This window comes from Psychrobacter arcticus 273-4 (assembly GCF_000012305.1).
In the GTDB taxonomy this organism is placed as follows: Bacteria; Pseudomonadota; Gammaproteobacteria; order Pseudomonadales; family Moraxellaceae; genus Psychrobacter; species Psychrobacter arcticus.
In genome coordinates, this window is sequence record NC_007204.1 from 1,610,737 (window position 1) to 1,624,406 (window position 13,670).

Annotated in this window: 14 protein-coding genes and 2 pseudogenes; 8 read left to right on the plus strand and 8 right to left on the minus strand. The window is 41.8% G+C overall.

The genetic code is table 11. From position 1 onward, the window contains the following. Nucleotides 1-176: 176 nt before the first annotated feature. Nucleotides 177-227 (plus strand): annotated as a pseudogene (locus PSYC_RS12020) (IS3 family transposase); the annotation flags it as partial. A gap of 81 nt (nt 228-308) precedes the next feature. Here PSYC_RS12020 and sthA read toward each other — a convergent pair. Both sthA and PSYC_RS06915 read right to left on the minus strand, forming a co-directional pair. After that, nucleotides 309-1,952, minus strand: coding sequence for a Si-specific NAD(P)(+) transhydrogenase (gene sthA / locus PSYC_RS06910; protein WP_011280605.1), 1,644 nt, complete (start codon nt 1,950-1,952; stop codon nt 309-311). A 196-nt stretch (nt 1,953-2,148) separates the two neighbouring features. Beyond that, nucleotides 2,149-2,997 carry a posphoenolpyruvate synthetase regulatory kinase/phosphorylase PpsR gene (locus PSYC_RS06915; RefSeq protein ID WP_041753451.1) on the minus strand — a complete coding sequence of 283 codons (849 nt, stop codon included), beginning with the start codon at nt 2,995-2,997 and terminating at the stop codon, nt 2,149-2,151. A 416-nt stretch (nt 2,998-3,413) separates the two neighbouring features. Here PSYC_RS06915 and ppsA point away from each other — a divergent pair, with 416 nt between their 5' ends. From ppsA to PSYC_RS06945, 6 genes are all read left to right on the plus strand, one after another. Next, nucleotides 3,414-5,798 carry a phosphoenolpyruvate synthase gene (ppsA, locus tag PSYC_RS06920; protein WP_011280607.1) on the plus strand — a complete coding sequence of 795 codons (2,385 nt, stop codon included), beginning with the start codon at nt 3,414-3,416 and terminating at the stop codon, nt 5,796-5,798. Nucleotides 5,799-5,981: 183 nt separating this feature from the next. Beyond that, on the plus strand, nt 5,982-6,953 hold the full coding sequence (locus PSYC_RS06925; RefSeq protein ID WP_201500643.1) for an RDD family protein: 972 nt from the start codon (nt 5,982-5,984) through the stop codon (nt 6,951-6,953). Between the two features lie 290 nt (nt 6,954-7,243). Then, nucleotides 7,244-7,642 (plus strand): 30S ribosomal protein S6, encoded by a 399-nt coding sequence (gene rpsF, locus PSYC_RS06930; RefSeq protein WP_011280609.1) that lies wholly within the window; start codon nt 7,244-7,246, stop codon nt 7,640-7,642. Nucleotides 7,643-7,658: 16 nt separating this feature from the next. Next, complete coding sequence (gene rpsR, locus PSYC_RS06935) at nt 7,659-7,889, plus strand: 30S ribosomal protein S18 (protein ID WP_010198808.1); 231 nt, start codon at nt 7,659-7,661, stop codon at nt 7,887-7,889. A gap of 20 nt (nt 7,890-7,909) precedes the next feature. Beyond that, entirely contained in the window at nt 7,910-8,410 is a 501-nt protein-coding gene (rplI, locus tag PSYC_RS06940) for a 50S ribosomal protein L9 (protein ID WP_011280610.1), read from the plus strand. Nucleotides 8,411-8,558: 148 nt separating this feature from the next. Further along, nucleotides 8,559-8,801, plus strand: coding sequence for a hypothetical protein (locus PSYC_RS06945; protein ID WP_011280611.1), 243 nt, complete (start codon nt 8,559-8,561; stop codon nt 8,799-8,801). 68 nt (nt 8,802-8,869) lie between these two features. Here PSYC_RS06945 and PSYC_RS11820 read toward each other — a convergent pair whose 3' ends face one another. Together PSYC_RS11820 and PSYC_RS12025 are read right to left on the minus strand one after the other, a co-directional pair. Next, on the minus strand, nt 8,870-9,007 hold the full coding sequence (locus PSYC_RS11820; RefSeq protein WP_227500384.1) for a hypothetical protein: 138 nt from the start codon (nt 9,005-9,007) through the stop codon (nt 8,870-8,872). After that, on the minus strand, nt 8,961-9,140 hold the full coding sequence (locus PSYC_RS12025) for a histidine phosphatase family protein (RefSeq protein ID WP_406621519.1): 180 nt from the start codon (nt 9,138-9,140) through the stop codon (nt 8,961-8,963). Before PSYC_RS12025 ends, PSYC_RS11820 begins: the two co-directional genes overlap by 47 nt. 495 nt (nt 9,141-9,635) lie before the next feature. Between PSYC_RS12025 and PSYC_RS06960 the strand changes: the two genes are divergently transcribed. Then, nucleotides 9,636-10,772 (plus strand): glycerate kinase, encoded by a 1,137-nt coding sequence (locus tag PSYC_RS06960; protein WP_011280612.1) that lies wholly within the window; start codon nt 9,636-9,638, stop codon nt 10,770-10,772. Nucleotides 10,773-11,101: 329 nt separating this feature from the next. On the opposite strand, the pseudogene PSYC_RS12030 reads toward PSYC_RS06960, so the two are convergent. The 4 genes and pseudogenes from PSYC_RS12030 to PSYC_RS06980 form a co-directional block, all read right to left on the minus strand. Next, nucleotides 11,102-11,242 (minus strand): annotated as a pseudogene (locus PSYC_RS12030) (transposase); the annotation flags it as partial. Nucleotides 11,243-11,245: 3 nt separating this feature from the next. Beyond that, complete coding sequence (locus tag PSYC_RS11830; protein WP_011280613.1) at nt 11,246-11,668, minus strand: hypothetical protein; 423 nt, start codon at nt 11,666-11,668, stop codon at nt 11,246-11,248. Between the two features lie 146 nt (nt 11,669-11,814). Next, nucleotides 11,815-12,153: a RidA family protein gene (locus tag PSYC_RS06975; protein WP_011280614.1), complete on the minus strand. Its 339-nt coding sequence runs from the start codon at nt 12,151-12,153 to the stop codon at nt 11,815-11,817. A 42-nt stretch (nt 12,154-12,195) separates the two neighbouring features. Beyond that, nucleotides 12,196-13,443, minus strand: coding sequence for an NAD(P)/FAD-dependent oxidoreductase (locus tag PSYC_RS06980; protein ID WP_011280615.1), 1,248 nt, complete (start codon nt 13,441-13,443; stop codon nt 12,196-12,198). Nucleotides 13,444-13,670: the final 227 nt, after the last annotated feature.

Below are 13,670 nucleotides of genomic sequence, written 5' to 3' on the forward strand. Positions count from 1 at the left end.
TAAGTATAGTCGGTGAAAAGTAATATCGATACAACACGTATTGCTGGTGCAAATTTTTCTTGCTTGCTGTGCCTACGCAGACAGAGGCTGCAAAAAATTTACACCAGCAATACGGTAGCGACTTTAAAGTATTTCAACTATATATTCATTACTACCATCATGAACGTATTTAGCTTAAACTAAAAGGACTGAGTCCTGTACAGTACAGAACTCAGTCCTTGAAATAAACGTAAACCGTCCAAAATTTGGGGGTCAGCTCATTTTATTGAGAGGGCTTTTTTATTGACTCGCTTTAATATCGTTAATCGCTAGAACACACGATTAAGACCGTTCAATGCGGCAACGCGATAGGCTTCTGCCATCGTTGGATAGTTAAAGGTCGTATTCACAAAGTATTCAAGCGTGGCATTACATTTCATCACTGCTTGCCCAATATGAATAATCTCTGAGGCATGATTGCCGTAGCAGTGAATCCCTAAAATCTCTAACGTCTCACGGTGGAATAAGATCTTTAAAACCCCTGAACGCTCACCGATGATTTGCGCGCGTGCCAGATGTTTAAAGAATGCCTGACCCACTTCATAGGGCACTTTAGCATCGGTTAATTCTTGTTCCGTTTTACCGATACATGAGATTTCAGGTATGGTATAGATACCCGTCGGTACGCTTGATACTGGCTCTGCATCACGGTCACCGACCATAAAGGCAGCAGCACAGCGCCCTTGGTCATAAGCCGCAGAAGCTAATGACGGCCAACCGATAACGTCACCAGCAGCATAGATATTTTCAACTTCGGTACAGTAAGTATCATCGACTTTAAGCTGACCACGGCTATTAGCCTTTAGACCTAAGCATTCTAAATTCAACCCTTCAGTGTTACCCGAGCGTCCATTTGACCATAAAATGGCATCTGACTTGATTTTCTTGCCACTTTTTAGATGCAAAATCACACAGTCATCATGCGTCTCTAAATGGTCAATCTCTTCATTGCTGCGGATGACTACGCCGAACTGACGGAAGTCATGAGCAATGGCGTCACTGATTTCACTGTCCAGATAGCTCAACAGCTGGTTTTGATTATTAATCAAATCCACTTTATAGCCAAGACCGGTGAAAATAGAGGCATATTCACAACCAATCACACCCGCGCCATAAATAATGATTTTCTTAACCACATAATCCATCTGGAGGATTTTATCAGAATCAAACACGCGCGGATGATCAAAGTCTAAGATATCAGGTCGGTACGGACGGCTACCTACCGTAATAATCGCCTTATTAAAGGTAATGGTTTCAAAAGTATTCTCATCAATCTCGATACGTATGGTGTTTTTATCGATGAAATTTGCCCAACCATGAATCACTTCGATTTGGTTGCGCTCATAAAAGCGGGTGTGAGTTTGAACCTGCTGAAGAATCACTTTTCGAGCTTTGGCAAGTACGATATTCAGCGGGACTTGATGATAGTCCATTGCTTTGGTAAACATCTGGTCACGGCGAAAGTTAATCAAGTTAAAGACCGACTGACGCAAAGCCTTACTTGGAATCGTACCAACGTGAGTACAGTTACCGCCTACTTGCTCGCGCGGGTCGATAACCACCACTTTCTTGCCCGATTTGGCAAGTTTCATGGCAGCCGCTTCACCAGCAGGACCTGCACCTAATACGACAGCATCGTACTCAAACTCGTGCTTATCACTTTTTAGACGTTGTGAGTCCTTTGTAAAGCCCGATTTTACATCAATACGAGTATCATCTAGTGGATTGACCAAGTCTGGATGGTGCATGATGTCGTCATTGACCTGTTCATGCGTTTGCTCGACTCTCTCTTTCTTATTTTTACCTTCAGTATGCTCAGGGTTTAGCACACGACCACTTTCTTTATTAGACACCTCAGTTTCAGTGTCTTTACCAGTATCATTAGTCGCATCGCCTATCGTTTTGCTTCCCATCGTATCCTCTTTATTAATTTATGAATCTGTTTTTTGGCTCACGGATGCTTTTATCTTTATAAGTGTTTAGATAAAAATATTCATAGCACTAAAGTTTGTTCACCATACGTGGTGATACGTTATTTTGCAATATAGCCACGACTGCCACTGCTATTTTTTAAAATACTACTTTTCGAAAAATAGTGATTGATCTTAATTAGCCAATACGACGCTTTAGACCGGTCATCTGTAATATGCGCGTGGCAATCTCTTCAACGGACATCTCTGACACATCGAGACTTGGAATACCTTGCGAGGTATAAATTCCTTGTATCGCGCGCTGCTCTTGCTGACATTGCTGGTAACTTGAATAACGACTACCTGCGCGGCGCTCTTGGCGGATTTTCACCAAGCGATCCGTATCGATAATCAGACCAAAGAGCTTGTGTTTATGCTCACGCAATGCTTTTGGTAGCTGATTGTCGTTAAGGTCTTCTTCGGTTAAGGGATAATTGGCCGCTCGGATACCAAATTGTAATGCCAAATATAATGACGTTGGGGTTTTACCAGAGCGTGAAACGCCAATCAAAATAATATCTGCCGCATGATAATGACGGGTACGCGCGCCGTCATCGTTATCTAAGGCAAAATGCACCGCATCGATACGCTCTTTGTAAGTCTCAGAGTCAACGTTATCATGCGCATGACCTGAATGCCCATCTGGCTCCACGCCGGTCTCTTCTGCTACGCGACCGATTAGACCTTCATACATATCCAAATTGCAGCTGTGCGCCGAATTGATTTTCTCACGAATCTCAGGACTGACAATGGTATCAAACACCAGTGGCAGCAAGCCATCTCGCTGATAGGCAGTATTGATTTGCACAACCGCATCTTCAGCACGTTCTAAATTATCCACATAAGGCAACACTCGAGTCTCAAAGGGCACTGAAGCAAATTGGCTTAAAATAGCACGGCCAAGCGTTTCTGCTGTAATCGCCGTGCCATCAGAGATAAAAAACGCCGTTCTTATGTTTTGAGCGTTATCAACTTCTAGTGCTTTCATATTTTGAATCGTAGAATTGGGTTGTGGTGACGAATGGTTTACGTACATAACGTTGATACCTTTGTTTAAATCCTTTGTTGAGAACTCAATAGCAGCCTTTAATTTTTAGCATCTAGCGCCTCATAGTTTGGTCGTATGCATCTCAAATTTATGCCTTATATTATACGCAATATTATACGCATAATAGGCGCGCAATAGTAACCAATGTTACAGACTTAGACTTACATCGCAGCTCATAGCAAAATCAACATTAATTGCGCCAAAATTTATGACCTATCCTAATAAATAGGTAGCAAATCTCACAATTTGTACCTTTTTCATCATTTTTTTGCTTCAACCTCTCGAATTTCTCAAAATATAGAGGTATAATCGACCATTATAATCTTTACTAAATAACCTTATTTTCTGGAGTTATCATGGCAGCGCAATCTACAGCACTTGTAATTAACCTTGATCAGTTAGGAAAAGACGACATTGAAATGGTCGGTGGCAAAAACGCTTCACTTGGTGAAATGATCAGCCATCTATCTGATTTGGGCGTTAGTGTTCCAGGCGGCTTTGCCACAACTTCAAATGCTTTTAACCAGTTTCTAACAGAAACTGGCTTACTTGACAAAATTAACAGCGAGCTTAAAACCTTAGATGTTAACGATGTCAACAAACTTGCTGAAACTGGCAAAAAAATCCGTACTTGGATTATTGAGCAAGAACTGCCAAAAGATCTTGAGCAAGCAGTGCGTGAATCATTTGAAGAGATGAGCGATGGTAAAGAGATTGCGGTTGCTGTACGTTCTTCTGCGACTGCTGAAGATTTGCCAGATGCCTCATTTGCTGGTCAGCAAGAAACTTTCTTGAATATTCGTGGTATTGATAACGTCCTTATTGCGATTAAAGAAGTATTTGCTTCTCTTTATAATGACCGCGCGATCTCTTATCGTGTACACAAAGGCTTTGAGCACGAAGGCGTTGCTTTATCTGCTGCCGTACAGCGTATGGTACGTTCAGAAACTGGCGCGGCTGGTGTTATGTTCACGCTAGATACAGAAAGTGGCTTTGATCAAGTGGTCTTCATCACCTCAAGCTATGGCTTGGGTGAGATGGTCGTGCAAGGCGCGGTAAACCCTGATGAATTCTATGTGTCAAAGCAATTACTTGCTAACGGCAAACCTGCGATTATTCGTCGCAACCTAGGTAGCAAGCATAAGAAAATGATTTATGGTGATGAAGGTAGTACCACTAAATCTGTAAAAGTCATTGACGTCGAAAAACAAGATCGTATGCAGTTCTCTTTATCGACTGAAGAGCTGACTTCACTTGCCAAGCAAGCGATGACCATTGAAAAACATTATGGTCAAGCGATGGATATTGAGTGGGCAAAAGACGGCGATACCAATGAAATCTTTATCGTTCAAGCCCGTCCTGAAACGGTTAAGAGTCGTCAAGACAGTAATGTCATGGAACGTTATATCATCGACACGACTAACGCTAAAGTGTTGTGCGAAGGTCGCTCAATTGGTCAACGTATCGGTTCAGGTAAAGTCCGTATCGTTAGCAACCTAAATGAGATGGACAAAGTACAAGAAGGCGATGTATTGGTATCAGACATGACGGATCCAGATTGGGAACCAGTCATGAAGCGTGCTTCTGCTATCATTACTAACCGTGGCGGTCGTACTTGTCACGCGGCGATTATCGCTCGTGAGCTAGGTGTTCCAGCAATCGTTGGTTGTGGTAATGCTACTGAGCTATTGGTTGATGGTCAAGACGTGACTGCTTCTTGTGCTGAAGGTGATACTGGCTTCATTTATGAAAGTCAAATCGACTTTGAAATACAGACCAACTCTGTTGAGTCTATGCCAGAGCTTGCCTTTAAAGTGATGATGAACGTCGGTAATCCAGATCGCGCCTTCTCATTTACTCAAATGCCAAACGAAGGTATCGGTCTTGCCCGTCTTGAATTCATCATTAACCGTATGATTGGTGTGCATCCAAAAGCGCTACTGAACATGAACAGCTTGCCGCGTGAAATTGCGCAAGCCATCAATGAGCGTATCGCGGGTTATGCCTCACCAGTTGATTTTTATGTTGATAAATTGGTTGAAGGTATCTCAACCCTAGCCGTTGCCTTTATGGATCAGCCAGTAATCGTTCGTATGTCGGATTTCAAATCTAACGAATATGCTAACTTGCTAGGTGGTAAGCTGTACGAGCCATCAGAAGAAAACCCAATGCTTGGTTTCCGCGGTGCTAGCCGTTATGTGTCTGACAATTTCCGTGACTGCTTTGAGCTTGAGTGTAAAGCGCTAAAGCGTGTACGCGATGAGATGGGCTTGACCAACGTCGAGATCATGATTCCATTCGTACGTACCGTGGGCGAAGCCAAACAAGTCATCGAGTTACTTGAGAAAAATGGTCTAAAACGTGGTGAAAACGGTCTACGCATTATCATGATGTGTGAGCTACCAACCAACTGCTTACTTGCAGAAGAGTTCCTAGAGCACTTTGATGGTTTCTCAATCGGTTCAAACGATTTGACACAGTTGACCTTAGGTCTTGACCGTGACTCAGGTATCGTCTCACATCTATTTGATGAGCGTGATCCTGCGGTTAAAAAGCTGTTGTCTATGGCGATTGATGCTTGTCGCAAGCAAAACAAGTATGTCGGTATCTGTGGTCAAGGTCCTTCAGACCATCCAGATCTTGCTTACTGGCTTATGGAACAAGGCATCAGCTCAGTGTCATTAAACCCTGACTCAGTACTAGATACTTGGTTCTTCTTAGCGGGTGAAGAAGCGAAGTAAGCCGTAACGTTAAGTCACAGCGTTAATTCACACCGTCATGTAAGATATAACCATTAGGGTCTATTTGATTTTTTCAAATAGACCCTAATATAATGTATTACTGAAAGTGGCTTAAAAACAGTTTTTTAAAAACAGTTTTTTTAAAAACAGTGACTTGAAACATGACTAACTATGCAGGCAATTATGCAGATTTTCCTTGCTCGAAATAACGTACAAGCCGGTCCATATACCTTGGATCAGCTCAACATCATGCTCACCTCTGGTGAGGTGCTATTAGATGATTTGGTCTGGCATGAAGGTTTAGATCAGTGGCAGCGCGTGGGCAACTTGACTAACAATCAACCCTTTTATCGCCCAACTCATGTAGCAATGCCTGAAGTTAATGACTCTATCATTAACAACGTCACTGTGTTTCCAGAAGACGCTGAAACAGATGCTAATAAAGGTAACCAATCAGTATCGCTAGATCGTCTATATGGCAAGCCTGAACGTTCAATAGACACTGCTAAAAATACCAAAGCAGACATGACGACCAATCGTCACTATAAGCCAAATAGCAATGTCTCATTGAATAAGTCTGGTGCTGCTAATGCTACTTCAGCGAAAGATAAGGTAGTGGGTAATGTGGTACTGGCTCCGATCATGTCACGCCTATTAGCCACAGCTATTGACTGGCTATTACTGATTATTGCATTTTTACCTTTATTTATGGCTATAAATAAGCTGGGTGGTTTTCCTACAGACTTAGCGAGTATAGATCAAATGCTCGCTTTCTCTGTAAACTTAGCCGAAAAAATACCGCAAAGCACACAGCTGATATCGAATGTTATGTTGTTTGGCTTTGTTATTATACAACTAGTATTTATTATTTTACGGGGACAGTCGATAGGTAAAGTTATTACAGGTATTCGGATAGTCGATCAAACTACGCACCATTTACCTTCTTTTTTTAGACTAGTAGTCATGCGTACTATTTTATTAATACTTATCTATTTACCTTTTTTTACTACCTTTATAGCCGCTCTGTTGTTAGCAGTGAATTATTATTTGGCCTCTAAAAGCTCTAAAAATATCGGTTGGCATGATAAATTGGCCAAAACTTTGGTGGTCAAAGCTGATAGCAGTCAATTGGTAAAAGAGCCAAAAATAAAATAACTTAATTTTTGGTTATTAATAATACCTCTTATGTTTGTCATCAAAAGCAGCGTATCAGCGTTGCTTTTTTATTGATAACACAACAATGTATTCCATTAATATTTTTTATTAACAGCCGCGCATTGATTAACCTTTGTGTTCATCAGTGACTACTGTTATAATACGGCGCTTTATAAACTAAGCTTATTCTCTGTTAATTATTTATAATAATGGGTAGGATTTGAGCTTACCTTATAAATCTCCTTGCTATTAACATAGGGTTAATAGCTACTAATCCGTAAGGAGTCATAATGCGACATTACGAACTGGTGTTACTTGTACACCCAGACCAAAGCGACCAAGTGGTCGGCATGGTTGAACGCTATATCAAGTTGGTTCAAGACAACAACGGCACCATCCATCGTCTAGAAGATTGGGGTCGTCGTCAACTGGCTTACCCAATTAACAAGATTCACAAAGCTCATTACGTTCTTTTCAACATCGAAACTGACGGCGAGACTTTAGCTGAACTTGAAGAATTATTCCGTTATAACGACGCGATCATTCGTAGTCTAGTTATGCGCCGTGACGACGCTGTCACTGAAGAGTCGCAGTTAGCTAAGAATGCCGATGAAAAACGTGCACGCAAAGCAACTACTCGTCGTCCAGATCGTGATGATAGCGACGACAACGACCACAGTGAAGACTAATTAAAGGAGAATACTCATGGCACGTTTCTATCGCCGTCGCAAATTCTGCCGTTTCACTGCTGAAGGCATCACTCACATCGATTATAAAGATGTTGAATTGCTAAAACAGTATATCAGTGATAATGGTAAAATCGTACCAAGCCGCATTACCGGTACATCTACTAAATATCAGCGTCAACTAGCGACTGCTATCAAGCAAGCTCGTTATTTATCGCTACTCCCATACACTGATAACCATCAGGGTTAACCGTTAACTAGGAATGACTCATGCAAATTATTTTGTTACAGCGTATCGTCAACCTTGGTAAACTCGGTGAAACTGTCGATGTGAAACCAGGTTACGGACGTAACTTTCTTATCCCTTTGGGTAAAGCACTACCTGCTACTAAAGCTAACATTGAAAAGTTCGAAGCACGTCGTGCTGAGCTTGAAGCTGAAGAAGCAAAAGAAGTAGCTGTTGCTCAAGAACGTGCTGACGCATTAGCTGACGTTAATGTTATCATGCGTGCTAAATCAGGTGACGAAGGCAAGCTATTCGGCTCTATCGGTACTCGCGATATCGCTGAAGCATTGACTAACTCAGGTTTAGAAGTTGACCGTGCTGAAATCAAGCTACCTGAAGGCACTTTGCGTCAAATTGGTGAATACAATGTTGATATTCAACTACATCATGACGTTACTGCTACTATTCTAGTTACCATTCTTTCTGAAGATGGCGACAACGAAGATTTAGACGAAAACGACGCTACAGACGAAAACGAAGAGTAATCTTTAGTATACTGAGTTTTAGTCGCAATAAAAAACTAGCAACCCTGGGTTGCTAGTTTTTTTTGTGTTGGATTTGGACTTTGTATTTTAATCCTGCTATAGTCACTATGCTGACGATATCTATTTTATGAATGAAATCTAGGACACCATGATAAATACTGACGATACTTTACGATGTACTCAAGGCAATGACTTTTATACTGAAGGCAAAATTTATAAGGTCGGTAGAATCGTTAATAATAAACACTTCCAAATATTGACTGATAATAATACTGACCATTGGTATGCGACATTAGACGATAAAGGCATTTATGTGAGCTTTGATTCCGAGGTAGCAGACACTAAGAGAGCGTGTTTTGAGAAGATCAATGAGTTATCAAATGATTGTTAGTAGCATCTCAAGGCGTTTAAACTGTCGTCAAATATTAAAAACGGTCAATATAATGACCATTTTTTTGATTAACTATCAATACGGTTACAAGACAGATATGCTACAGAGCGTGGCCATTTAATCGCCAGATTCGGCGCCTCTTGACCAGCAGCAATTATCTTAGCGGCATTGATCCATCCAGCATGACCAATGGCTAATATAGGCAAAGTTCTCGCACCATTGATCAATTTGTTGTTTCTCTATCTGCTGCCAAGACTTACCTTCCCATTCCCCAAAATTAATCTCAGCAAGCTCAGGTGCAACCTTGTATCGAAAGCCGCGCTGTGCCAATCTGCGCAATAAGGCAGTAGCGTCAGTAAGCTAATGCATAATAAGCGTATCGGTTTAATCCTTAAAAAAACGGGTGCTGCTATTGTAATGGCAGAAACGGTCATCAAAATTTTAGGACCGCGCTTCCCTACTTTTACCATGTCTATCCTATTGATTTGCTTATCGTCTGTTGCCAATTTGCCTAGTGCACCATTTAGTACAAGCTCAATAACAGATATAGTCGGTGAAAAGTAATATCGATACAACACGTACTACTGTTGCAAATTTTTCTTGCTTGCTGTGCCTACGCAGACAGAGGCTGCAAAAAATTTACACCAGCAATACGGTAGCGACTTTAAAGTATTTAAACTATATATACTCAAAGTTACACCAATTGGCGATGATTTGGGCACGACTTTATCCGCCTTGGGACTTGGTATTTATATAACGACTTAGTTGACTCATCAAGAAGATGTTTGAACACTGCGTTCAAACACACTGCGAGACACACTTAAAGAGTATTTCATGAAAATTTTAATCGCCCCCGACTCGTTTAAAGAAAGCTTAGAGGCATTGGATGTCTGCCACGCTATCCAATCTGGATTCAGTCAAGTATTTCCTGACGCTGACTATAAGCTACTGCCTATGGCAGATGGCGGTGAAGGCACATCTACAGTGTTGTCCTATGTATTGGGTGGATACTGGAAAGAAGTGGTAGTCAATGATCCCTTGATGCGACCCATTAGCGCAAAATATTTATTACTACCTGATGCGACCGCTGTCATCGAAATCTCCCAAGCTTGTGGCTTACACCTATTGACTATAGCAGAGCGCAATCCTGTCGTCGCGAGCAGCTATGGTGTCGGCGAGCTGATTACGGATGCTTTAAATGAAGGGGTTAAACGCATCATCATTGGTCTTGGTGGTAGTGCTACCAATGACGCGGGGCTTGGTATGCTAACGGCACTTGGCATGACGTTTCATGATAGTGATGATAATACGTTAGCCCAAGGCGGCGGCGCGCTTACCAACTTACAGCGTTTAGATGCGACAAGCTTCCATGCCAGCTTATTAGAGACAGTATTTGAAGTGGCTTGTGATGTGACCAATCCTCTATGCGGCGAGTTGGGTGCTAGTGCGATATTTGGCCCTCAAAAAGGTGCTAGCTCACAGCAAGTCAATACTCTAGATCAAGCATTAAGTCATTTTGCTAGTGTATGCGAGCAGCATGGCTACCAAGATTATCAAGAGATAGCAGGCGCTGGTGCAGCAGGTGGACTTGGCTATGCGTTAATGAGCTTTTGCCAAGCTGAGTTAAAATCAGGTTTTGATACGATTGCAGAAGTTGCCAACTTATCACAGCACATCGCTGATGCAGATTTAGTCATTACTGGTGAAGGCAAGCTTGATGCTCAGTCTGCTATGGGAAAAGTGGCTGGTGGTGTTAGCCACCTTGCCAAACTGAGCCATATACCAGTGATTGCTATTTGCGGTAGTGTTGATAGCCTAGAACCGACTCAGACCAGTCAGTTCGATGTCATTATGCCCAGTATACAAAAGCTAGATACCATCGATAACGTCTTTAAAAGCGCTTATCGCAATATTGAAACCACCGCTACCAATATTGCTGCGGCGATTAAACTAGGTCAAAGCATAAAATAAAAAGAAGCGTTTGTCGTAAGGCATGATCAGTATCACTGACCTATTGCTTTAACCGAGAGCATCCCGAATTCTGTGTAACTGCCATTTATAGTCGGTGAAAAGTAATATCGATACAACACGTACTACTGGTGCAAATTTTTCTTGCTTGCTGTGCCTACGCAGACAGAGGCTGCAAAAAATTTACACCAGCAATACGGTAGCGACTTTAAAGTATTTCAACTATAGATTAAATGCTTACTGATACGGTCATCAAACATAATCATAAAACGATTAAGTGCAGCAGTCCAGTTACGGATGGGCATCGACCATTTTTTAGACGCCTGCTGGGTTGCCAGATAAATCACCTTATTGATGATTTGTTTGTCTTGACGTACTTTAACGACGATGCAGTCCAAATAGACGATAGGATAGACGCTGCTTAAGCTTAAGGGCCTGTTCTGCCAAGCGCTGATATCCTCTAAGAGGTTGTCAGCTTACTCTGCTAATAATTTAGTAAGCCTCTGATTTATCTCAACTTTAAACGCTTTATTGTCAAGTTTACTAGCAGTTATTTTAGCACTCTGTAAGCTCTTAATCGCTGCCTCTGTCTGTCCAAGCTCGCTCTGTAACTCAGCCATTGAAAAGGCAATCGACGATAAATGCTCTTTTGATTGAATCGCTGACGCTTTATCCAAGGCTTTCTGGTAGATAACTAACGCCTCATCCAAATCTTCCGTAAAATCTGCCAATGTCTCCCACTGCTCTGGATGATCCTTATTAGCTTTCTCATTTTCAATGCACAAGTCTGTTAGCTGAACATACAGCATATCAAATGTCTTTTTATCATCAGCACTATCAGCATCTAATAGCTTTTCTGCCAATACATAAGTTGAGTGATATATTTTAGTATTAATCATTCTTTATAACCCTTTTGCTGCTTACCAGATAACTGTCAATGAGGTTGATTATAGACTATTTGCATGAGTTGCTCATCAAAAAGGGCATGATAGTCATATCACGCCCTTTAAATATTACTTAGTTTTTTAATCTTAAACGCCGGTATTTATTCAGCCGCGATAGCCGTAATCTCAACCAACAGCTCAGGACGTGCCAAGGCAGATTCACCGCAAGCACGGGCTGGTGGCTGTACACCCTCAAACCACTTATCCCATACTTCATTCATCGCAGCAAAATCCGACATACTCTTCACCCAGACGGTCGCCATTAGCAGCTTTGATTTGTCGCTACCGACTTCTTGCAGCAAGCTTTCGATCTTCTCTAGGCAAGTTAAGGTTTGGGCTTTGATGTCATCTTCAGCGTTACCCACTTGACCACATAGATAAACGGTGTTGTTGTGTACCACAATCTTACTCATGCGCTCACTACTATGAAGCTTTTTCATTACTCTTTATCCTTAGATGTGTGTATTTACAGGCTACGTGCGTTATTTAGAAAAGCGATCGGCGCTAAATGGCTCAATGTTGACCAGTAGCGGCTTTTCATGAATCATCTCTTCAACTAGACGACCGGTCATCGGTCCTAAAGTGAAGCCTTGATGGCTATGACCAAAGGCAAACCACAATTTTTCATGTTTATTTGCAGAACCAATAACTGGCTTCATATCCGGCATACAAGGACGTGAGCCTGCCCATGCTTCGCTCTCAACTGCATCTTCTAATGGCAATATTTTTCGCGCCAATTTGAGCACGGTCTTTAATTGTCCAAAATTCTTTGGCGCATTCATGGTAGTCATCTCAGCACCGGTGGTAATACGGATACCTTGCTGCATCGGTCCCATGACAAAGCCTTTGTCCATATCAAACATACTATGATGAATGGTGTTTTTTTCATTGACTTTAAAATGCTGATGATAGCCACGCATCGGGAATAATGGTAAATCATAACCAAGCGGCTTGATGAGATCATTAGACCAAGGTCCTGCTGCGATGACTAACTTATCACTATAGAAGGTATCAGTATCGGTGATGACTTTCCAGCCGCCATCTTCTTGTACGATTTCTTGAACGCCAGTCTCTTTAATTATGCCACCCATTTCTTGGAAGTTTTTTGCATAGGCTTTAACCAACAAGCTTGGGTTTGAGACCTGCCAAGAATTCAACCAATGAATCGCACCGACAAACTCATCAAAATTGGCACTCGGCTCCATTACTTTTAATTCGGCTACCGTCAATACATTGTGCTCAACACCCTGATTACGCGCATCGATAGCGAGCGCAACGGCTTCTTTAAAGGTGTCTTCAGAGCGATGTAGTTGCAACCAGCCATCGCGCGTAATCAGCTCATCCGCGCCAGAGGCGCTAATCATGGTTTGATGTTCGCTTGTGCAATGCTCAATCAGCGTTTGCCACTCGCCTTCAATTTTTTTGACTGAAGCAGGTGTAGAGTATTTCCAATATTGTAGCAGCGCTTGATGATAACGAAGAATCGCTGGTATACGATAGCGAATATCAGTACCTTGGTTCGGCAATACACGTATCATCTCAGTCAGCTGGCGCGGAAACGGATGCGTATGAATCGCCTCGCGCTGAATCAAGCCAGCATTGCCGTATGAAGTCTCTGAGCCCGGTAGCTTTTTGTCTATAAGCAAAACTTCAGCATTGTTTTTTTGTAGATGCCAAGCAACCGATGTGCCAACCATACCTGCACCGATAACGATAACTTCATGACGCATAACATATCCTTTTTTATGGCTTTGATACAGAGTGTCGAATAGATGAATATAACGGACAAGGTAGTCATAGTAACGCATTGAAAGATTTTTTAAACCCTTATCTAATAAATATTTCTCCTATTCCATACTTTTTGTTATGCGATTTTACCTAAGGTATTTTTGATAGGAATAATGACAAGCTACTATAAAACAAAAGTCATTTTTTAAGCTATTTTGCCAAATTTTAT